Origin of the sequence: Rhizomicrobium sp. (assembly GCA_037200985.1) — a bacterium.
In the GTDB taxonomy this organism is placed as follows: Bacteria; Pseudomonadota; Alphaproteobacteria; order Micropepsales; family Micropepsaceae; genus Rhizomicrobium.
Window position 1 is genome coordinate 2003767 of the sequence record JBBCGJ010000001.1, and the last position, 21009, is coordinate 2024775.

Here is a 21009-nt window from a genome sequence, read left to right on the forward strand (position 1 = left end):
CGCTAGCCGCCGCGATAGGTGGAGTAGCCGTAGGGCGAAATCAACAGCGGCACGTGATAATGCGCCGACGCGTCGGCGATGCCGAAGGCGACGCGCACGACATCCAGGAAGGCGGGCTCGGCCAGCACCGCGCCTTTACGGCGAAAATAATCGCCGGCCTCGAACGCCAGGACATAGCGTCCCGGCTTCATCGTGGGGCCTTCCAGGAGCGGCGCGTCGCAGCGGCCTTCGGCATTCGTCGTCGCCTCGGCTATGGGACCGAAGCCATCGTCCGTGTACAGACGCACGGCGATCCCCGCGCCGGGGCAGCCATGCGCCGTATCCAAGACATGCGTCGTCAACCGTCCCACGAAGCAACCTTTCGTCTCGTGCATGATGGTGCCGTGCTGCTTGGGCTGTAAAGCGCCTTGTGTATAGTGGGATTGCCAAGACGAGAGTGCCGCACGTGTCTGCCCAATATCCGCGCGATCTGATCGGTTACGGCGCAACTCCGCCCCATCCGCGCTGGCCGGGCGGCGCGCGGATCGCGGTGCAGGTGGTGCTGAACTACGAAGAGGGCGGCGAGAACTCGGTGCTGCATGGCGACGAGGGCGCCGAGACGTTCCTGTCCGAGATCATCAACGCCGCGCCTGTGCCGGGCGCGCGGCATATGAGCATGGAGTCGATCTACGAATATGGCTCCCGCGCGGGGGTATGGCGGCTGCTGCGGCTGTTCCGCAGATACGATCTGCCGGTCACGATCTTCGCCGTCGCCGCCGCGCTGGAGCGCTATCCGGCGATGGCGGAGGCATTCCTGAAGGACGGCCATGAGATTTGTTCGCATGGTTATCGCTGGATCAACTATCAATATGTCGACGAAGCGACCGAGCGGGCACATGTCGCCAAGGCGGTGCAGGTTCTGCGCGGTCTGACGGGCGAAGCGCCGCTCGGCTGGTACACGGGACGCACCAGCCCGAATACGCGCCGGCTGGTGGTCGAGCATGGCGGCTTCCTCTACGACGCCGACGACTACAACGACGACCTGCCCTTCTGGGTGAACGAAGGCGGCAAGCCGCATCTCGTCGTGCCTTATACGCTGGACGCCAACGACATGCGCTTCGCTGCTGCGCAGGGGTTCAATTCGGGCGATCAGTTCTTCGCCTATCTGAAGGACACGTTCGATGTGCTCTATGCCGAGGGCGAAACGGCGCCCAAGATGATGTCGGTCGGGCTGCACTGCCGGATCGCGGGGCGGCCGGGGCGGCTCGCCGCGCTGGAGCGCTTCCTGCGCTATGCGAAGGAACACAAGGACGTCTGGTTCTGTCGCCGCATCGACGTCGCACGGCACTGGCGCGAGCATCATCCCCATGCCGGCTGACCGTTTCCGCAGCCCCCCGAGCACGCTGAGCGAACACGAATTCGTGCGGATATATGGCGGCGTCTACGAGCATTCGCCCTGGTTCGCGGCGGAGGCGTGGCGGACCGAGCCTCACGACGCGCTCGACACGCTGGACGGCCTCGCGGCCGCGCTGCGACGCGCGGTGGAGAGCGCCGACGACAAGGCCAAGCTGGCGCTGATCGGCGTGCATCCCAGCCTGGCCGGGCGGGTGAAGATGTCGGCGGAATCGACTTCGGAGCAGGCCAGCGCCGGGCTCGACAATTGCTCGCGCGAGGAACTCGCGGAATTCCGCCGGCTCAATGAGGACTATGCGGCGCGGTTCGACTTTCCCTTCATCAAGGCGGTGCGCGGCTTCACGCGGCAGGAAATCCTCACCGAATTCCGCGCAAGGCTGAACAACGATCCGAAGACCGAGTTTCGCACCGCGCTCGACGAGATCCACAAGATCGCGCGGCTGCGCCTTGGCGACCTGACCTAGAGAGACGGCATGGAAGACTTCGCAAAGACCTGGGTGGATCTGGCGCAGCCGCGGCTGGGCGCCGAGGTCGTGTTCGCGACCGACGAATTCTTCGCCGCCAAGGAGCGGCTGATCGATCCCGCCGAGCCGGTGTTCATCCCGGGCAAGTACGATGCGAACGGCAAGTGGATGGACGGCTGGGAAAGCCGCCGCCGCCGCGATACCGGCCACGATGCCTGTATCGTACGGCTGGGCAGGCCCGGCGTCGTGCGCGGCATCGAGATCGACACGCGGAATTTCACCGGCAATTACCCGCCGGTGGCGTCCATCGAGTGGTGTCGCTCGGCCGAACGCATCCCATCGGGCGCGTGGGCAAACCTGGTGGCGGCGGTGCCGCTTAAGGGCAATGACCGCCTCTTCCTTCCCACTGCCGGTGCCGAGGTCGCGACCCATGTGCGGCTGAACATCTTTCCCGATGGCGGCGTGGCGCGGCTGCGCGTCTATGGCCAGGTCGTGCGCGACTGGACGGCGGGCGAGCGAGCCGATCTTGCGGCGATGGAGAACGGCGCGCTGCCGGTGGCGGCGAATGACGAGCATTTCGGCAAAGTCTCCAACCTGCTGGCGCCGGGCAAGGCGCGCGACATGGGCGACGGCTGGGAGACGCGGCGGCGGCGCGAGCCGGGGCATGACTGGTCCATCGTGAAGCTGGCGCGACCGGGTCGGATCGAGGAGATCGTCGTCGACACCGCGCATTTCAAGGGAAACTTTCCCGACCGCTGTTTCATCCAGGCCATCGGACCGAGTTCGCTTCCGAAAGAGTCGCTGATCGCGCAGTCGATATATTGGCCGATCCTGCTGCCCGAGCAGAAGCTGTCCGCCGACCGCGAGCATAGATTTTCGGCCGAGATCGCGAGCCATGAGCCGGTGCAGTTCGTACGCCTCAACATTGTCCCGGATGGTGGGGTGGCGCGGCTCCGCATGTGGGGAACGGTCTAACGGGCCGCAAAAGAAATATGCACGCGGAGCCGCGGAGATTCGATTTACCTCCGCGGCTCCGCGTGAAATTTGTCTTGCGCTTCGCGCGACGGTCGGAGCCCGCTCCCTTTATATCCGCGCCACCACGACAGGTCTTGCCGCGGGTTCGGGGTCGTCGATGTGGACGATGCGGCCGAGGACCGCAACCGCCGAATTCGCGGAGGCTTCGTCGGCGGCATGGACCAGCGCCAGGGTATCGCCCTTGGAGACTTTCGCACCAGCCTGAACGAATTGGGAGAAGCCGACGGCGAGGTCGATCTTATCGGACGTTCTGCGGCGGCCGCCGCCGAGGTCGATGAGTTCGATGCCGATCTGGCGCGTGTTCATGGGCTGGACGTAGCCCGTCCGCCTCGCGACCACGGACTTTACGACCGGAGCTTTCGGCAAATAAATGTCGGACCTCTCGACGAAATCGGCGGGACCGCCGAGAGCCGCAACCATGCGGGCGAACACCTCGACGGCGCGGCCAGAGTCGAGCGCCTGCTGCGCCTCGTCCCGGCCTTCTTCGAGATTGGGCACGAGCCTGCCGAGCAGCAGCATCTCCGCCGCCAGCACGATGGTGACTTCGTGCAGCCGCGCGTCGCGCGTGCCCTTGCCGGTGAGATAGTCGATGGCCTCGATCATCTCCAGCGCGTGGCCGGCGGTTGTTCCGAGGACAGAGTCCATGTCGGTGATGAGCGCGGCGATCGGAAGGCCGGCGCCCTGCCCGATCGAGACGAGCGCCTCGGCGAGCGCCCGGGCCTGTGCCGGTTCGGCCATGAATGCCCCGGAGCCCGTCTTGACATCCATCGCGAGGCCTTCGAGCCCGGCGGCCAGTTTCTTGGACAGGATCGAGGCGGAGATCAGCGGGATGGATTCGACTGTCGCGGTCACGTCGCGCACCGCGTAGAGCCGACGGTCGGCGGGGGCGAGATCGGCGGTCTGGCCGATGATCGCGCAGCCGATCTCGCGCGTCACGCGCTGAAAGGTCTCGATGTCGGGATCGCAAGCGTAGCCGGGGATGGCCCCCATCTTGTCGAGCGTGCCGCCGGTGTGGCCGAGGCCGCGGCCGGAGATCATCGGCACCACGCCGCCGCACGCCGCGACGATGGGCGCCAGCATGATCGAAACCTTGTCGCCGACGCCGCCGGTGGAATGCTTGTCGAGCACCGGGCCGCCCAGCGCGTGATCGTCCCAGGAAAGGACGCGACCCGAATGCGTCATCGCGCGGGTGAAGGCGACGCGCTCCGCCCCGGTCATGCCCTGGAAATAGACCGCCATGGCGAAGGCGGAGACTTGGGCCTCCGAGAATCCGCCATCGGCGATGCCTTTCACCGCGAAGGCGATCTCGTCGTCGTTCAGCGCGAGCCCGTCGCGCTTCTTGCGGATGATCTCCTGCGGCAGCACGGCGCCGCTATACCTTGCTGGGGTCGAAGTCGAAGGCGTCCGGCAGCAGGTCGGCGACGGTCTTCACCATCGCGTCGCCTGAGAGGTTCGTGCAGATCACCTGCGTCCCGCCGCCGAACTCGCCCAGCACCTGGCGGCACATGCCGCAAGGTGTGATCGGCTTGGGGAGGTCGGCGATGACGGCGATCGCCTTGAATTTCGTGTGGCCGGCCGCGACCGCCTGGAGCACCGCATTGCGCTCGGCGCAGATGGTTGCGCCGTAGGAGAGGTTCTCGACATTGCAGCCCTTGAAGACCGTTCCGTCTTCGGTCTCGAGCGCCGCGCCGACGTGGAATTTGGAATAAGGCGCATAGGCCTTGTCGCGCACCTGCCGCGCCGCGGCGACAAGCGCCTGCTGTGCCTGCGTGAGCGACATCGATCCTCCCCTGGCAGAATCCGCCGAAGCCGTGCCCGCGACGAGTGCGCCGCCTGCCAGCAAGACCGTGGTTCTGCGTGTCATATCCATCGCCATCATGCCCCGTAGGGAATCCAAATGTTCTTGACCTGGGTGGCGTGCGCCAAGAAGTGCCGGCCTTCGCCTTCGCGGCTGTCGAACCAGGGAATTGCGCCTTCGCACCAGGTGCGCTTGAGGTCGCCGGCCGAGGCGGCTTCGATCCTCGGCACAGCGCTGCCGCCGAAATACCACACCGCGTCGACATTGCCGTGCTCGGCGAGCACCAGGGCGAGGCTGTCGCGCGCGCCGGTGACGATGTTCACCACGCCGTCCGGCACGTCTGAGGTCTCTAGCACCTGGTAGAAATCCGTCGCGGCGAGCGGGTGACGCTCAGACGGAATCATCACCACGCGGTTGCCCATGGCGACGGCCGGCGCCATCAGCGAGACAAGGCCAAGCAGCGGCGCCTCATCCGGACAGGCGATCCCGATCACGCCGAGCGGCTCGTTCATCGCCAGCACCACGCCGCGCAAGGGCGGATCGTGGATCGCGCCGTCGAACTTGTCGGCCCAGGCGGCATAGGTGAAAAGGCGACGGATCGAGGCTTCCACCTCGCGCGCCGCGGCGGCGCTGGACACGGCGGTCATCTGGCGCAGGCGCGCGGCGAATTCGCCGGCACGGGCCGACAGGTTTTCGGCGCAGTAGTAGAGAATCTGCGCGCGAACGTGGCCGCTGGCGGAGGCCCAGCCTTCGGCCTTGGCCGCCGCCTCGACGGCGTTGCGGATGTCCTTGCGGTTGCCGTCGCCGACAAGCCCGATCTGCGCGCCCGAGGGCGAGCGCACGGCGCGGCTGTAGCCGCTGTCGGGGCGCGCCTGCCTGCCGCCGATCAAGAGCTTGGCGGTGCGGTCGATGGTGTCGACGGCCGGCGGAACGTCCGTATGCGGAGCGGCCGCCAAGGATTTCTCGGGTTTCCCGACGTGCTTGCGCTTGAGGTACTCGTACATACCCTCACGGCCGCCTTCGCGGCCGAAGCCGGATTCGCGGTAGCCGCCGAAACCCGACGAGGCGTCGAACTGGTTGGTGCAGTTCACCCACACCACGCCGGCCTTGACCTTCGGCGCAAGGTCGAGCGCGACGTTGATGTTCTCGCTCCAGATGCTGGCGGCGAGGCCGTAGCGCGTGTTGTTGGCAAGCTGGACGGCTTCCGCCGGGGTGCGGAACGTCATCGCGACGAGGACGGGTCCGAAGATCTCGACCTGCGTCACCATCGAGGACGATTCGACGCCGGTGAGAAGCGTCGGCGGATAGAAGCAGCCTTCGGGGCAGCCCTTGGTCTGGAAGAGCGTCGCGCCATCGGCGACGCCCTGCTTGACGAGACTATCGATCTGGGCCCGCTGCTTCGGCGAGACGATGGCGCCGATGTCGGTGTTCTTGTCGAGCGGATCGCCGACGCGCAGCGTTTCCATCCGAGCGCGGAGCTTGGCGTAGAGCGTCTCGGCAACGCTTTCCTGCACCAGGAGACGCGAGCCGGCGCAGCAGACCTGGCCCTGGTTGAACCAGATCGCGTCCACCGCACCTTCGACCGCGGCGTCGAGATCGGCATCCTCGAACACCACGAAAGGCGATTTGCCGCCGAGCTCCAGGGTGAGCTTCTTGCCTGTGCCGGCGGTGGCAATGCGGATGAGGCGGCCGACCTCGGTCGAACCGGTGAAGGCGATCTTATCGATGCCGGGATGCTCGACCACCGCTTTGCCGGTCTCGCCGGCGCCGGTGACGATGTTGACCACGCCTTTGGGCAGGCCGGCTTCTTCGCAAATCTCGGCGAACAGCAGCGCGGTGAGCGAGGTGTCCTCGGCGGGCTTCAGCACGACGGTGTTTCCGGCCGCCAGCGCGGGCGCGATCTTCCACGCCAGCATCAGCAGCGGGAAATTCCACGGGATCACCTGGCCGACGACGCCGAGCGGCTCGTGGTCGGCGAACTCGCTCTCGATAAGCTGGGCCCAGCCGGCGTGATGGTAGAAGTGCCGCGCCACCAGCGGGATATCGACGTCGCGGCTTTCGCGGATCGGCTTGCCGTTGTCCATCGTCTCGAGCACGGCGAAGAGACGCGCATGCTTCTGCACCAGCCGCGCCAGCGCATAGAGAAAGCGCGCGCGGCCATGGCCGCCGAGCTTCGCCCAGGCCGGTTGCGCGGCGCGCGCGGCCCGGACGGCGGCATCGACGTCCGCCGGCGCGCCGTCACCGATGGCGGCGAGCCTTTTGCCGGTCGCCGGGTTGACGCTGTCGAAATGCGACGCGGCCGGGACCCACTGGCCGTCGATGAAGAAACCGAACGTGCCGCCATGGCGCTTGAGCCAGGCCTCCGCCGGGCCGGCGCCTTCCGGGGCGACGCCGTAATCCATCGTCTGGAAGGCAGTCTGGACGTTCATGGGATCAACCCATCGGATGGCGGTGCGCGGCCGAATAGCGGCCGGTGACGAAATGCTCGAGCTGGCGCTCGATGTCGGTGAGCAGGCTGGAGGCGCCGATGCGGAAGAGGTCCGGCTGAAGCCAGGGCAGACCGAGTTCCTCCCTCATGACGATCTGGTAGTCCAGCACGTCCTTCGCCGTGGAGATGCCGCCGGCCGGCTTGAAGCCGATCCGCTGGCCGGTCATCTCATGATAGGCGCGGATCATGCGGGCCATGATAAGCGCGAAGGGCAGTGTGGCGTTGACCGGCTCCTTGCCCGTCGATGTCTTGATGAAATCCGCCCCCGCCATCATGCAGGCCATGGACGCGCGCGCGACATTGGTCAGCGTGCCCAGATCGCCGGCGCCGACGATCGCCTTCACATGCGCAGGGCCGCAGGCCTCGCGGAACAGCTTCATCTCGTCATAGACCGCCCGAGTGTTGCCGGTCAGGACATGGCCGCGGTCGATCACGATGTCGATCTCGCGCGCGCCGGCGGCGACGGAAGCCTCGATCTCCTTGATGCGCAGCGGCAGCGGCGAGAGGCCGGCCGGAAAGCCGGTGGAGACCGCGGCGACCGGGATGGCGGTGCCTTCGAGCGCCTTCACCGCGGTTTCGACCATATTGTGATAGACGCAGACCGCGCCGGTTGTGATGTTCGCCTCGCCCATGCCCATGGCATCGAGCAGGTCCTGGCGCACCGGGCGGCGCGCCTTGGCACAGAACCGCCGCACGCGGCCGGGCGTGTCGTCGCCGGAAAGCGTGGTCAGATCGATGCAGGTCACGGCCTTGAGCAGCCAGGCGGCCTGCCATTCCCTCTTCACGCTGCGGCGGCCGGGGAGCGACGCGACCCGCCGCTCCGCCGCGCTGCGGTTCACGCGGATGGAATCGATGACGTCGGCGGCGTAGGCGATGCCGGGATTGCGGGCGTGCGTCGCGGGTTCCATCTCGCGGGCGCGGGCAATGATAGGTTGGACATTGGACATGGTTCGAAGGTACCCCGCCGGAGCCTCTACCCGCAACGCCGGCTACTTCGTCCCGAACATACGGTCGCCGGCGTCGCCGAGGCCGGGGATGATGTAGCCGTGATCGTTCAGGTGGCTGTCGATCGCGGCCGTCCAGATGTGTACGTCGGGATGGGCTTTCACGAAGGTCTCGATGCCTTCGGGCGCCGAGAGCAAGGTCATCAGGCGGATGTTCCTGGCGCCATGCGCCTTCAGCCGCGTCACCGCGGCCGTGACCGAGTTCCCGGTCGCCAGCATCGGGTCCATCACGATCACCAGGCGCTCGGCGATGTCGTGCGGCGCCTTGAAATAATACTCGACCGATTGCAGCGTCTTAGGGTCCCGGTAGAGACCGATGTGGGCGACGCGGGCCGAGGGCACGAGATTCAGCATGCCTTCCAGAAAGCCGGTGCCCGCCCGAAGGATGGGCGCAAAGACCAGTTTCTTGCCGGCGATTGCCGGGGCTTTCATCGGCGCGACGGGCGTTTCGATGTCGATGAGCTCGAGCGGCAGGTCGCGCGTGACCTCGTAGCAGATCAGCATGCCGATCTCGTTGAGCAGCTCGCGGAAGTTCTTGGTGCTGCGGTTCTTGTCGCGCATCAGCGTCAGCTTGTGCTGGATCAGCGGATGATCGACCACGGTCACGCCCTGCATGCGCGTTTCTCCCCTGCGGCGACCACAAACCGGTGGCCAAGCTAGCCCGAGGCGCTTTATTGTGGCAACGGCGATGGACAAGCAACCCGACAAAAAGAACGACCTCGAAGCCTACTGGATGCCGTTCACGGCGCAGCGCCAGTTCAAGGCCAATCCGCGCCTGTTCGCCTCCGCCGACGGGATGTATTTCAAGACGACCGACGGCCGCGACGTGCTGGACGGCGTCTCGTCCATGTGGTGCTGCAACGCCGGGCACAACCGGCCGCGCATCGTGGAGGCGATCCGCGCCCAGGCGGGCGAACTCGACTATTCGCCGGCGTTCCAGATCGGCCATCACAAGGCGTTCGAGCTGGCGAACCGGCTGGTGGCGCTGATGCCGGGCACGCTGAACCATGTGTTCTTCACCAATTCCGGCTCGGAGTCGGTGGAGACGGCGCTCAAGATGGCGATCGCCTATCATCGGGTGCGCGGCGAGGGCAGCCGGGTGCGGCTGATCGGGCGCGAGAAGGGCTATCACGGCGTCAATTTCGGCGGCATGAGCGTCGGCGGCATGGTCGCCAACCGCAAGATGTTCGGCACGCTGGTCGCCGGCGTCGATCACCTGCGCCACACCCATGGCGATCCGCGCAATGCCTTCGCCAGGGGCGAGCCGGAATACGGCGTCGAACTGGCCGACGATCTGGAGCGGCTGGTGCAGCTGCACGATGCGTCCACCATCGCGGCGGTGATCGTGGAGCCGGTGCAGGGCTCGGCCGGCGTGATCGTGCCGCCCAGGGGTTATCTGAAGCGGCTGCGCGAAATCTGCGACAGGCATGGCATCCTCCTGATCTTCGACGAGGTCATCACCGGCTATGGCCGCCTCGGCACGCCGTTCGCGGTCGATTTCTTCGGCGTCGAGCCCGATCTCGTCACGACGGCCAAGGGCCTGACCAACGGCGTGATCCCGATGGGCGCGGTGTTCGCGCAGGCGAAGATCTATGAGGCCTTCCTGCAAGGGCCGCCGAACGCCATCGAGTTCTTCCACGGCTACACCTATTCGGGAAATCCGATAGCCTGCGCCGCGGCGCTCGGCACGCTCGATACGTATGGCGAAGAGGGCCTGCTGACGCGGGCCGCGACGCTGGCGCCCTATTGGGAGACCGCGCTGCATTCGCTCAAGGGCGCGCGCAATGTGATCGACATCCGCAATCTGGGATTCATGGGCGCCGTCGAGATGGCTCCGGCGCAGGGCGAGGCAGGCCGGCGCGGCTTCGCGGCCTTCCTCAAACTCTACGAAGCGGGCCTGCTCTGCCGCAGCACGGGCGACACCGTCGCCTTCGCGCCGCCGCTGATCGCCGAGCACAAGCATATCGACTTCCTGGTGGACACGCTCGGCAAGGTCATCGCGTCCATCGACTGACTTCCGGCCAGGCAAGCGCAGACGGCGGCGGAAACGCGGGGCTCGCCACGCGGTGAATTCCTTTCGGATGCAATTGTCGGGATATGAGGGATTTGGTGCGTAGACCGACTCGGTTCAAGAGGCGGGCGGAAATTTTTTACGCGGCGGTGTGGCAGGCGGTTATCCGACAGAGGATTCACGCGGGGCCGCGGATGACGCGGAGATTTTCAATTTGCTGCGAGGATAAGTTTTTTCGTTGCGATGCGGCGGACGATATTTTGTTGCCGGGAAATTTTCGAGAGGCCGCGAGCAGGCCCTCAACGTCGCTTTGCACCGTTCGACCTCTCACGCCGCGCGGGAGAGGTTATTCCTTCTCCGCGCCGCTGATCGGATCGACGATTTCGGGGTCGCCGTCGCGGGCGTCCCAGGGGAAGACGATCCAGGAATTCTGCGGCGCCTGGAGGAAGCGCATGTCGACCACGTCCTCGCCCTCGGGCTTGGAATAGATCGTCGTATAGAGCGCATTCGGCCAGATCTTGCGCAGCTCCCGGAAGGTACCGCCGGTGTCGACCAGATCGTCGAGGATGATCATGTTCTCGCCGCCGTTGCGGATCTTGGCCTTCACGTCGGGGTGGATGTCCTTGATGATCTTGGCGCCGGTCACCTGCCGCTCGCCGCGATAGGAGGAAACGCCGATGGTCTCGATGTTCTCGCGGATGTTGAGCTCGCGGGCGAGCACCGCGGCGAAAGGCAGGCCACCGCGCGACACGCCGACCACGATGTCGATCTTGCGGCCGTCGAGGATGAGGTCATGGACCCAGCCCGCCATCTCGCGCATCTGGCGGTGAATCTCGTTCCAGCTCACGCGCACATACAGGCGCCGCTTGTTTTCCAGCCGCATGACGTCCTCCGTTGGATCGACTATCGCCGCGATCGGCTGAGAATAAAACCGCGGGCGGCGCTTTGCCCACAGCGCAGGTTCACGGATTGGCCGCGCGGTCGACGAACCAGCGCAGCTCGCCCCGCGGCTTGAGCCGGGCGGCGGGCAGCGCGGCATCGCCTCCGAGCACGCGGGCCAGGATGTCGCGCTTGGCGGCGCCGTCGACCAGGAAGGCGACGTGGCGGCTGTTCTCCAGCGCGGGATAGGTGAGCGTGATGCGGGGCTCGGCGCCGGCGCCGGGCGCGACCCAGCGCTCGCGTTCTTCGAGCACCGCGCTGCCGGGAAAGAGCGATGCGGTATGGCCGTCGGGTCCCAGGCCCAAAAGCGTCACGTCGAACAGGGGCGAATCCGGATCGGCACGGTGGAAGCCGCGCAGGACGCGCTCATAGCGCTGCGCGGCATCGTCGGGCGACAGGCCTTGGGTCGGGATGGGCCGCACATTCGCGGCCGGAATGTCCACGCGCGACAGCAGGGCCTCGCGCACCATGCGGTAATTGCTGCGCGGATCGTCCGGCGGCACGAAGCGCTCGTCGCCCCAGAAGAGATGCGTGCGGGACCAGGGAAAGCTGTCGCGGAAGGGCGGCTCGCCCAGGAGCTCATAGAGGCGGCGCGGCGTCGCGCCGCCGGAGAGGCAGAGCGCGAAAGCGCCGTCCTTGGCGCGCACCAGATCGAACAGCCAGTCGGCGACATGGCGCGCGAGCGCCGCGGGATCCGGCAGCGTCTCGACGGTCACCGCGTCTTGCCCGCGGGCGACGAGACCGGCCGCCAGACGCGGTGCGGACCGGAGCCGATCAGATCGCCGGCCGCCTTGGGGCCGTCGCCGCCGGATTCATAGAGCGCCGGGGCGTTCGCCGAGGCGGCGTCGAGGACGGGCTGCACGACACGCCAGGCCTGCTCGACCATGTCGGCGCGCATGAAAAGCGTCGGATCGCCCAGGATGACGTCATGGATCAGCGTCTCGTATCCCACATTCGGCTCCTTCGCGAACCAGTCGTCGTAGCGGAAATCCATCTTCACCGGGGCAAGGTCGACCGCGGGACCGCGGCGCTTGACCTCGAATTGCAGCGAGATGCCTTCGTTGGGCTGGATGCGCAGCACCAGCCAGTTGGGGCGCAGGCTCTCGACCGGCGTGTGCTGGAAGGCGGTGTAGGGGGCAGGCTTGAAGCAGATCGCGATCTCGGTGTTGCGCGCCGACAGGTGCTTGCCGGTGCGTACGTAGAACGGCACGCCGGCCCAGCGCCAATTGTCGATCTCCAGCTTCATCGCGACATAGGTCTCCACCGTCGAGTCGGGCGAGACGTTGGGCTCGTCGCGATAGGCCTTCACCGGCTTGCCCGAGACGGCGCCGGCGCCGTACTGGCCGCGCACGACGTTCTTCGGATCGACCGGCGGCATGGCGGCGAAGACGTCGGCCTTCTTGGAACGGATCGAAGCCTCGTCGAAGCCGACCGGCGGCTCCATCGCCACCATCGAGACCAGCGCCAGGACGTGGTTGGGCACCATGTCGCGCAAAGCGCCGGTCTGTTCGTAGAACTCGCCGCGCGTCTCGACGCCGACGGTCTCGGCGACGGTGATCTGCACATGATCGATTCGGTCGCGGTTCCAGATCGGCTCGAACAGCCCGTTGGCGAAGCGGAACGCGGTGATGCTCTGCACCGAATCCTTGCCGAGGAAATGGTCGATGCGGAAGACCTGGTTCTCGCGCAGCGTGCGCAGGATGCGCTTGTCCAGCTCGCGCGCCGACTCGTAGCTGTGGCCGAACGGCTTCTCGACGACGACGCGGCGCCAATAATGCTTGCCGTCGACGCCCTCCTCCGTCAGCTTGGCGCGGCCGAGGCGGTCGACGATCGGTCCGAAGAACTTGTCGGCGACGGCGAGATAGAAGATCGCGTTGCCGGCGGTGCCGCGGTCGCGGGCCGCTTCATCGAGGACGTCGCGCAACCTGTCATAGAGCGCCGGATCGTTGGCGTCGCCGCGCACAAAGCACATCGCCTGGGCCAGCCTGGACCACACGGCCTCGTCGACCTGGCCGATCGACTGTCCGAGGAAGTCGTGCAGGTCGCGCCGCCAGGCTTCGGTCGTCAGATCGCCGCGCGCCACGCCGATCAGGACGAATTTCTCCGGCAGGCAGTTGGTGCGGCAGAGATTGTAGAGCGCCGGCACGAGGAGGCGCTTGGTCAGGTCGCCGCTCGCGCCGAAGATCACCATGGCGCAGGGCTCCACCGGATCGGGGCAGTGCGGCGCGGCCGCCATGTCGGTCTCGGCAGCGCTGGATATCCGGATGGGTTCTTCCTGGGGCATGGCTATTTCGACTTTCCGCCTTCGAGCGCGCCTTCGATATGGCCGCCGAAGCCGAAGCGCATGGCAGACAGCATCTTGTCGGCGAAGCTGTGCTCCTGACGCGAGCGGAATCGGGCATAGAGAGAAGAGGAGAGGACGGCGGCGGGCACCGCTTCCTCGATCGCCGCTTCCACGGTCCAGCGGCCTTCCCCGGAATCGTCGACGAAGCCCGAATAGCCGTCGAGGCCGGCATCCCTTGCCAGGGCGGCGGCGCTCAGGTCGAGCAGCCAGGACGAGATCACGCTGCCGCGGCGCCAGACCTCGGCAATGTCGGGAAGGTTCAGCTCGAAGCGCTCGTCCTGCGGCAGCGCCGCGTCGGCGCGGTGGCGCAGGATGTCGAAGCCTTCGGCATAGGCCTGCATCAGGCCGTATTCGATACCGTTGTGCACCATCTTGACGAAGCGGCCGGCGCCGGACGGACCGGCATAGATGTAGCCGCGCTCGGCGCGGCTGTCCGCGCCCTGCCGGCCGGGGGTGCGGGGGATATCACCGATGCCGGGGGACAAGGTCGCAAAGATCGGATCGAGATGATCGACCGCGTCCTTCGGCCCACCGATCATCATGCAATAGCCGCGCTCGAGGCCCCACACCCCGCCGGAGGTGCCGCAATCGATATAGCGGATGCCTTTCGTGGCCAGCGCCTTGGCGCGGCGGATATCGTCTTTGTAATACGCGTTGCCGCCGTCGATCAGGATGTCGTCCTTGCCGAGCAGGCCGGCCGTCTGGCTGACGGCGTCTTCGGTGATCTTTCCGGCCGGCAGCATCAGCCACACCGCGCGGGGCGCGCCGCCGAGCTTGCCGACCATCTCGGCGAGGGACTGCGCAGCGACGGCCCCGTCTTCCGCAAGCGCCTCGCCGGCCTTGGGGTTGACGTCGAACACCACGCAGGAATGACCGGCCTTCATCAGGCGCCGCGCGATGTTGCCACCCATGCGACCCAGTCCGACCACGCCGATCTGCATTCGCTGGGACTCCTCGCCTTGAAGCCGAATGTCCTTCTCGGCGTCGTTTGTCAAACGTGAAGGCTATCGAACCGTTCCTGCGGCGGGCTGACAGGAGGGCAAGCGGCAGGCCGCCGGCATTCGCGCGGTCGTCGGTCGCGACGACGCCGAGGGATTGATGGTGCCCGGGGACAGAATCGAACTGCCGACACGTGGATTTTCAATCCACTGCTCTACCGACTGAGCTACCCGGGCGACCGGCCGTGCCGGAAAAGGCCCGGCTTTCTAGAAGAGACCGGCCGCCCTGTCCAGCGGGCGATTTCTACCGCAGGACGAGCTGCAGACCGACCAGAGTCGCCTGGGAATCGGTCGTTCCGTCCAGGCTGCCGCGTGCGACATTGGCCGGATCGACCAGCGTCTGGTCGACATGGCTGTGGGGCGACAGCAGGTGCGAGACCGAGACGTTGACGTCAGTGTTGTCGTTCCAGCGATAGCCGACGCCGGCCGACACCCAGTAGCGGTCGGCGTCGGGGATGCGCGGCTCCAGCGTCGAGGGGGGCGCCGCCGCTTCGTCATAGGCGATGCCGCCGCGCAGCGTCCAGGTCTCGTCCGGGCGATATTCCGCGCCGAGCGACCCGAACCAGGTGTCCTTCCAGTTGAGGTGCGTCAGGCTCGGGCTGTTGAGCGGATTGTCCGACATCACCAGCAGCTGCTTGAGCGAACTCCAATTGGTGTATTCGACGGTGCCGAGCGCGGTCCACTGGTCCGAGACCGCCCAGCGCGCGCCGACATTGACGACGGCGGGCGTCGGCAGGTCCACCTTGCCGCCGGAATTGGTAAATGCGCCGCTGACCGCGTGCAGCGTGGCGCCGATGCCGGCGCTGTCGAAGGTGAACTGCTCCTGCCCGCTGAGCGCATGGGGAATCTCGGAGCGGTAGGACACGCCGATGTTGAGATCGGGAAGCGCCTGCCAGGCGAGGCCCGCGACATAGCCGACGCCCCAATCGTGACCGTGCAGACGGGCGCGGCCGTCGTCGGCGCCGGGCACCGCGCCCGGAATGCCGAATCCGGCACCGATGGTGCCGAAATCGATCGCCTGGGTGAGGTTGCCGCGCGTGTACTGGACCTGCGGGCCGGCGGCGAGCGTGAGCTCGGGCGTGATCTGATAGGACACCGTCGCGGTCGCGTTATAGGCCGTCAGGCCCGTCGTCTGCGCGTAGTAGCGCCCGGTCCAGTTTGCCGGATAATGCGTGGTTTCGCCCCAGGGCACGGTGAGGGAGAGGCCGACCGCCCATTGATCGTTCAGCCGATAGCGCAAGGCGCCCGAGGGCACGGCGGCGGAGCCGATGAAGGAACTGACCCGGCCCGCCCCACCCGTCGGCGTTCCCGCCGCGGTGCGGCCTTCGAAGGTTCCGCCCGATCCCGGCAGGATGCCGATCACATCGAGCGACAGATCATGGTCCACCACGCCGGCCGTAGCGGCAGGGTTGTAGAACATGTAGCTCGGGTCGCTGTTGGTCGCGGCGGCGCCGGCATAGGCGGTGCCCATGGCACCCGTGCTCGCTTCGCGGAGTGCGAAGCCCGACGCCTGCGCGGCGGTGTTGAAGATGACGAAAGGCGCAGTGACTGCAAGTGCAGCAAATTTAAAACGCATATCGGGCCTCTGGAAAACGGTGGCCCCCCCGACGCGCACATCCCGTGCGTGCGCCGGATATAAGTCGTTGCGCGGGCGATGCAAGGGCGGACGCCAACTAACCGGCGTCATCATCCTCATACGGATCGTTAATGTTTTCGTCGCTGGCCGGCGCGCCCGGTATCGTGTACTCGCCCTTAAGCCAGTGCATCAGATCGATATCGGCGCAACGTTTGGAACAAAACGGGCGGAATTGGACATCGCGCGGCCTGCCGCAGATCGGGCATTGTCCGCCGTCAAGCGGTCGAGACATCGAATCCCTCGCGGGCAAAGGCGTCGTTGGCCTCGAAGGCGACGCGCGCGGCGCCGCGGCGCGCGAGCGCGGCGCGCACTTCCTCGCCGTGATCGTCGAGCCATTTCACCACTTCGGCGGCGGCGCGCACGACGATCGGCTTGCCGGGCGCCAAGGCGGCGGTGCGCTCCACGCTGCGCAGCACTTCGAGCGCCACGCTGTCGCGCGTGCGCTTGCGGCCATGGCCGGAGCAGGAGCGGCAGCACTCGCTCATCAGCTTGACGAGCGGATCGCGGATGCGCTTGCGGGTGATCTCGACGAGGCCGAACTCGGACATCGGGGAAATCTGCGTCGGGGTATGATCCTTCGACAGGCTTTCCGCCAGCGTGTCGAGAACCTTCTCGATGTTCTTCGCGTCGCCCAGATGGATGAAGTCGACGACGATCAGACCGCCGATGCCGCGCAGGCGGACCTGGCGGCCGATCTCGTCGGCGGCTTCGAGATTGACGTGGTAGCTCGTCTCTTCGAGCCCGGTGGAGGCGGTAAAGCTTCCGGAATTGACATCGACCGCGGTCAGCGCCTCGGTGCCTTCGATGGTGATCCAGCCGCCGGAGGGCAGCGGGACTTTGGGCACGGTCAGCCGCGCGATCTCGTCCTCGATGTCGTAGGCGTCGAACAGCGCGCCCGGGCCTTTGAACAGCTCGACCTTGGATTCGGCTTCCGGCATGGCGCGGCGGCAATAGGCGCGCGCCGCTTCCGCCGCGGCGGCATCGTCGATCACGACCTTGGTCGTATAGCTGCGGACGGTGTCGCGCATGGTGCGCTCCACCGGATCGAGATCGTGATAGAGCGTCGCCGGCGCCCGGGCCAATTGGCGCTTGGCGAGAACCGGCCGCCACGCCTCTGCGAGGCGCTCGGCATCTTCCTTCAGGTCGGCGAGACTCGCTTCGCCGGCGGCGGTGCGCAGGATGTAGCCCGCGCCCGGAACGAGACGGTCGCCGCCTTCGGCGATCATCGCCTCGCCCAGCGCCAAGAGGCGCGCGCGTTCGCCCTCCTCCTCGATGCGGCGCGACAGCGCCACGCCGGGCGTGTTGGGCACCAGCACTGCGAGGCGGCCGGGAATGGTGATATTGGCGGAAAGCCGCGCGCCCTTCTCGCCGATCGGGTCCTTCACGACCTGGACCAGGATCTCCTGCCCTTCGTGGACGCATTCGCCGATCTTCGGCATGCGTTCTTCATCGAAGCCCGGCAAGTCCGCCAAGCAGCGCGCCTCGCGCGCGCCGAGAAAACCGGCGCGCTCCAGCCCGACATCGACGAAGGCCGCCTGCATGCCGGGCAGCACGCGCTGCACCCGGCCGAGGATGATATTGCCGATGAGGCTGTGGCCGGTGCGGCCGTCGCTCTTCCTGCGCGGGCCGTCCTCCAGGCCGAGCGTGCGCTCCAGCATGAGATCCTGCAGGCGCCCATCCTCGACGACGGCGACGCGAATCTCCCCGGCTCCTGCGTTGATCAGGACGTCCTTTTGCATGCTGTGCTCAGACAATAGCGACGCCGAACGCTAACACGGATAGTCGCAGCTTCGAAGCAGGGAGATTGTCTCGCGCAAGGGAAGCCCCACGACATTGGAATAGGAGCCGCCCAGGCGGCGGACGAAGGCCTCCGCGCGGCCCTGCACCGCGTAGCCGCCGGCCTTGCCGAGCCCTTCGCCGCAGCGCACATAGGATTCGACCGCCGGGCCGTCGAGCCGGTCGAAGATCAGCCGCGTCTCGACCGTCCGTGTGCGGATTTTCCCCATGATGGGCAGCACGGCGATGGCGGTCGTCACGCGGTGGGCGCGGCCGGAGAGCAGCGCGAGGCAGGCCCGCACCTCGTCGTCGGTTTCGGCCTTGGGCAGGATGCGGCGGCCGACCGAAACGGCGGTGTCGGCGGCGAGGAAAACGGCCGGCGCGCCGTCCCAGGCGTCCGCGACGGCGCGGGCTTTCGCCTCGGCCAGCCGGCGCGCATAGGGCGCGGGGAGTTCCTGCCTGTGGATGGATTCGTCGATGGCGGCAGCCCGGACGGCGTCGGGCACAAGTCCCGCCTGGGCGAGCAGCGCCAGGCGGCGCGGACTTTCGCTGGCGAGGACGAGGAGCGGCTTACTTGAAGCGATAGGTGATGCGCCCCTTGGTGAGATCATAAGGCGTCATCTCCACCATGACTTTATCCCCGGTCAGCACGCTGATCCGGTTCTTGCGCATCTTGCCCGCGGTGTGGGCGATGATCTCGTGGCCGTTCTGCAGCATGACGCGGAACGTCGCGTTGGGCAGGCGTTCCGACACGGTACCTTCGAATTCGAGCAGTTCTTCTTTCGCCATTCGTCCTCTGGGTGGCTGGCTGGGAGCGGGAAATGCCACTGAAACCGGCCAAAAGCAAGGTATTCCACCCCCGCCGCGGGGACGAGTCAGGTATCGGATGCCTGTTTTTCCGAGAAACGGTCCTTGATCCGCTTGAGGATGCCGTCGCGGACGGCGCGATAGGCCTCCAGGCGCTGGTCGCGGGTGCCCTCCACCATGGTCGGATCGAAGGTCGGCCAGTATTCGATCTCGATGGCGCTGGTATGCGCCAGATCGACGGCGCGGTGCTGCGCCTCGGGCGAGAGCGTGACGCAGAGGTCGAACATGGAACTGTCCTCCATGTCCTCGAAGGTCTTGGGATGGTATTTGCCGATTCCGATGCCGATCTCCTCCATCACCTCGATGGTCATGGGATCGAGTTCGCCGGCCTTCACCCCGGCGGCGTCGACATAGACGAACTTTCCGAACAGATGCTTCATGATGGCGTAGGCCATCACGCTGCGCACCGAATTCATCGTGCAGGCGAAGAGGATGGCGCCCGGCAGCTCCTCGCCATGCGGCCCCCGCATCGCTTCAGCCCTTCAGATGCAGGACGCAGATCAGGGTGAAGATGCGGCGCGCCGTGTCGTGGTCGATGTCGATCTTGCCCTTCAGCCGGTCCTGCAGGAGCGCCGAGCCTTCGTCGTGCAGACTGCGCCGGCCCATGTCGAGCGCCTCGATCTGCGACGGCGGCGCGGTACGGATCGCCTTGAAATAGCTGTCGCAGATCAGGAAATAGTCCTTGATCACGCGGCGGAACGGCGTCAGCGACAGCATGATCTTGCCGTGCGGCACCCCGTCCTCCAGGCTGATGTCGAAGGTGAGCCGGTTCTCCTCGACGCCGAGGACGAGATTGTAGGGCCCGCCATGCGAGCCCTCCGGGCGGAAGCTGTTGGCTTCCAGGAGGTCGTAGATCGCGATGTCGCGTTCCTGCTCGATCTCGCGGGTGCGGCGCACGATGCTGCGCTCGTCCAGCGTGATGGCGGCGAGGCGGTAGACCGACGCGTCCGCCATGCCTCAGCGGGCCTTGTTCAGGCGCGCCGCTATGGAGCGGGCATGGGCGTCGAGGCCTTCCGCCTCGGCGAGAACGATGGCGGCCGGACCGATCTCGGCAATCGTGCCGGGCTCGCAGGCGAGCAGCGTGGTACGCTTGAGGAAATCGAGCACCGAGAGGCCGGAGGAGAACCGCGCGGTGCGCGAGGTCGGCAGGACGTGGTTGGGGCCTGCGATGTAATCGCCCATCGCTTCGGGCGTGTAACGGCCGAGGAAGATCGCGCCGGCGTGGCGGACCTGCTTGAGGATGCGATCGGGATCGGCGGTGGCGATCTCCAGATGCTCGGGCGCGAGGCGATCGACCAGGGCGGCGGCATCGTCCAGCTTCGCGACGACGATCACCGCGCCGTAGTCGTTCCAGCTCGCGCGGGCGATCTTCTCGCGCGGCAGAAGCGCCAGGGCACGCTCGACCGCTGCTTCGACCTGCGTCGCAAAACCAGCGTCGTCGGTGATGAGGATGCTTTGGGAGGAGGCGTCGTGCTCGGCCTGGCTGAGCAGGTCGGCGGCGATCCAGTCCGGGTTGTTCGCGCCGTCGGCGACGACCAGGATTTCGGAGGGGCCGGCGACGGAATCGATGCCGATCTTGCCGAACACGTCGCGCTTGGCGGCAGCGACATAGGCGTTGCCGGGACCGACGATCTTGTCGACGGCTAAGATGGTGGCCGTGCCGAAGGCCAGCGCGGCGACGGCCTGGGCGCCACCGACGCGGTAGATCTCGCTCACCCCGGCGCGCTTGGCCGCGGCCAGCACCAGCGGATTGATCGCGCCGCCGCTGGCCGGCGTGACCATGACGACGCGGCCGACGCCCGCGACGCGCGCCGGCACCGCATTCATCAGGACGGAGCTGGGATAGGCGGCGGTGCCGCCGGGCACGTAGAGGCCGACGCTGTCGAGCGCCGTCCAGCGCCAGCCGAGCTTCGCGCCCGTCGCATCCTCGAACCATGCGTCCGTGGGGATCTGGCGGCAGTGATAATCCTCGATGCGCTTCGCCGCAACGCCGAGGGCATCCAGCGCCGGCCTGGCGCATTTGGCCTCCGCGGCGTCGATCTCGTCCTGTGTCAGGCGCAGGGTCGCGGCCGTCACGCCGGCATGATCGAATTTGTTCGTCAGTTCGATGAGCGCCGCGTCGCCACGCTTGCGGACATCGGCGATGATGCCGCGCACGGCGGCCGCCACGTCTTCCTCTTCTTCCCGCTTGGCGTTCAGCAGCGCGTCGAAGGCGCCGGCGAAATCGGGCGCGCTCGCGTCGAGACGGCGGGCCATG

General features: G+C 66.9%; 22 protein-coding genes and 1 tRNA gene. 4 read left to right on the forward strand and 19 right to left on the reverse strand.

Annotated features, from left to right (window positions below; all coding sequences use genetic code 11):
• Positions 1 to 2 precede the first annotated feature (2 nt).
• Positions 3 to 374 carry a hydroxyisourate hydrolase gene (gene uraH / locus WDN01_09695; protein MEJ0026289.1) on the reverse strand — a complete coding sequence of 124 codons (372 nt, stop codon included), beginning with the start codon at positions 372 to 374 and terminating at the stop codon, positions 3 to 5.
• 71 nt (positions 375 to 445) lie between these two features.
• Here uraH and puuE point away from each other — a divergent pair, with 71 nt between their 5' ends.
• The 3 genes from puuE to alc are packed head-to-tail and all read left to right on the forward strand — an operon-like array spanning position 446 to position 2831.
• Positions 446 to 1357 carry an allantoinase PuuE gene (gene puuE / locus WDN01_09700; GenBank protein MEJ0026290.1) on the forward strand — a complete coding sequence of 304 codons (912 nt, stop codon included), beginning with the start codon at positions 446 to 448 and terminating at the stop codon, positions 1355 to 1357.
• On the forward strand, positions 1347 to 1856 hold the full coding sequence (uraD, locus tag WDN01_09705; GenBank protein ID MEJ0026291.1) for a 2-oxo-4-hydroxy-4-carboxy-5-ureidoimidazoline decarboxylase: 510 nt from the start codon (positions 1347 to 1349) through the stop codon (positions 1854 to 1856). Before puuE ends, uraD begins: the two co-directional genes overlap by 11 nt.
• 9 nt (positions 1857 to 1865) lie before the next feature.
• Positions 1866 to 2831, forward strand: a complete 966-nt coding sequence (alc, locus tag WDN01_09710) for an allantoicase (GenBank protein ID MEJ0026292.1) — start codon at positions 1866 to 1868, stop codon at positions 2829 to 2831.
• 108 nt (positions 2832 to 2939) lie between these two features.
• On the opposite strand, the gene deoA is transcribed toward alc, so the two are convergent.
• The 5 genes from deoA to upp are packed head-to-tail and all read right to left on the reverse strand — an operon-like array spanning position 2940 to position 8796.
• Positions 2940 to 4256: a thymidine phosphorylase gene (gene deoA / locus WDN01_09715; GenBank protein MEJ0026293.1), complete on the reverse strand. Its 1317-nt coding sequence runs from the start codon at positions 4254 to 4256 to the stop codon at positions 2940 to 2942.
• A 7-nt stretch (positions 4257 to 4263) separates the two neighbouring features.
• Positions 4264 to 4755 carry a cytidine deaminase gene (locus tag WDN01_09720; GenBank protein MEJ0026294.1) on the reverse strand — a complete coding sequence of 164 codons (492 nt, stop codon included), beginning with the start codon at positions 4753 to 4755 and terminating at the stop codon, positions 4264 to 4266.
• Positions 4756 to 4766: 11 nt separating this feature from the next.
• Positions 4767 to 7118 carry an aldehyde dehydrogenase family protein gene (locus WDN01_09725; protein ID MEJ0026295.1) on the reverse strand — a complete coding sequence of 784 codons (2352 nt, stop codon included), beginning with the start codon at positions 7116 to 7118 and terminating at the stop codon, positions 4767 to 4769.
• 4 nt (positions 7119 to 7122) lie between these two features.
• Positions 7123 to 8124 carry a deoxyribose-phosphate aldolase gene (gene deoC, locus WDN01_09730; GenBank protein ID MEJ0026296.1) on the reverse strand — a complete coding sequence of 334 codons (1002 nt, stop codon included), beginning with the start codon at positions 8122 to 8124 and terminating at the stop codon, positions 7123 to 7125.
• 42 nt (positions 8125 to 8166) lie between these two features.
• The gene (gene upp / locus WDN01_09735; GenBank protein ID MEJ0026297.1) at positions 8167 to 8796 is read right to left on the reverse strand and encodes a uracil phosphoribosyltransferase; all 630 of its coding nucleotides are present in this window, start codon (positions 8794 to 8796) and stop codon (positions 8167 to 8169) included.
• Positions 8797 to 8869: 73 nt separating this feature from the next.
• On the opposite strand from upp, the gene WDN01_09740 reads away from it, so the two are divergent.
• Positions 8870 to 10195, forward strand: coding sequence for an aspartate aminotransferase family protein (locus tag WDN01_09740; GenBank protein MEJ0026298.1), 1326 nt, complete (start codon positions 8870 to 8872; stop codon positions 10193 to 10195).
• A 343-nt stretch (positions 10196 to 10538) separates the two neighbouring features.
• Here WDN01_09740 and WDN01_09745 read toward each other — a convergent pair whose 3' ends face one another.
• From WDN01_09745 to hisD, 13 genes are all read right to left on the reverse strand, one after another.
• Entirely contained in the window at positions 10539 to 11075 is a 537-nt protein-coding gene (locus tag WDN01_09745) for a phosphoribosyltransferase family protein (GenBank protein ID MEJ0026299.1), read from the reverse strand.
• A 79-nt stretch (positions 11076 to 11154) separates the two neighbouring features.
• Positions 11155 to 11847, reverse strand: a complete 693-nt coding sequence (gene pgl / locus WDN01_09750) for a 6-phosphogluconolactonase (protein ID MEJ0026300.1) — start codon at positions 11845 to 11847, stop codon at positions 11155 to 11157.
• Positions 11844 to 13415 carry a glucose-6-phosphate dehydrogenase gene (zwf, locus tag WDN01_09755; GenBank protein ID MEJ0026301.1) on the reverse strand — a complete coding sequence of 524 codons (1572 nt, stop codon included), beginning with the start codon at positions 13413 to 13415 and terminating at the stop codon, positions 11844 to 11846. The genes pgl and zwf overlap by 4 nt, the downstream gene beginning before the upstream one ends.
• 2 nt (positions 13416 to 13417) lie before the next feature.
• Positions 13418 to 14470 carry a decarboxylating 6-phosphogluconate dehydrogenase gene (gene gnd / locus WDN01_09760; protein MEJ0026302.1) on the reverse strand — a complete coding sequence of 351 codons (1053 nt, stop codon included), beginning with the start codon at positions 14468 to 14470 and terminating at the stop codon, positions 13418 to 13420.
• A 104-nt stretch (positions 14471 to 14574) separates the two neighbouring features.
• Positions 14575 to 14650: transfer RNA gene (locus WDN01_09765), tRNA-Phe, on the reverse strand.
• 67 nt (positions 14651 to 14717) lie between these two features.
• Entirely contained in the window at positions 14718 to 16049 is a 1332-nt protein-coding gene (locus WDN01_09770; protein MEJ0026303.1) for an OmpP1/FadL family transporter, read from the reverse strand.
• 97 nt (positions 16050 to 16146) lie between these two features.
• Positions 16147 to 16341: a DNA gyrase inhibitor YacG gene (yacG, locus tag WDN01_09775; GenBank protein ID MEJ0026304.1), complete on the reverse strand. Its 195-nt coding sequence runs from the start codon at positions 16339 to 16341 to the stop codon at positions 16147 to 16149.
• Entirely contained in the window at positions 16325 to 17848 is a 1524-nt protein-coding gene (locus tag WDN01_09780) for an Rne/Rng family ribonuclease (GenBank protein MEJ0026305.1), read from the reverse strand. The genes yacG and WDN01_09780 overlap by 17 nt, the downstream gene beginning before the upstream one ends.
• Before the next feature lie 30 nt (positions 17849 to 17878).
• Positions 17879 to 18496, reverse strand: a complete 618-nt coding sequence (locus WDN01_09785) for a Maf family nucleotide pyrophosphatase (protein ID MEJ0026306.1) — start codon at positions 18494 to 18496, stop codon at positions 17879 to 17881.
• A complete protein-coding gene (infA, locus tag WDN01_09790) occupies positions 18456 to 18674 on the reverse strand; it encodes a translation initiation factor IF-1 (protein ID MEJ0026307.1) in 219 nt (72 codons plus the stop codon). Before infA ends, WDN01_09785 begins: the two co-directional genes overlap by 41 nt.
• Before the next feature lie 86 nt (positions 18675 to 18760).
• Positions 18761 to 19222, reverse strand: a complete 462-nt coding sequence (locus WDN01_09795; protein MEJ0026308.1) for a hypothetical protein — start codon at positions 19220 to 19222, stop codon at positions 18761 to 18763.
• 4 nt (positions 19223 to 19226) lie between these two features.
• On the reverse strand, positions 19227 to 19706 hold the full coding sequence (locus WDN01_09800; GenBank protein ID MEJ0026309.1) for a UPF0262 family protein: 480 nt from the start codon (positions 19704 to 19706) through the stop codon (positions 19227 to 19229).
• Positions 19707 to 19709: 3 nt separating this feature from the next.
• Positions 19710 to 21008: a histidinol dehydrogenase gene (gene hisD, locus WDN01_09805; protein MEJ0026310.1), complete on the reverse strand. Its 1299-nt coding sequence runs from the start codon at positions 21006 to 21008 to the stop codon at positions 19710 to 19712.
• Between the last annotated feature and the right edge of the window lies 1 nt (position 21009).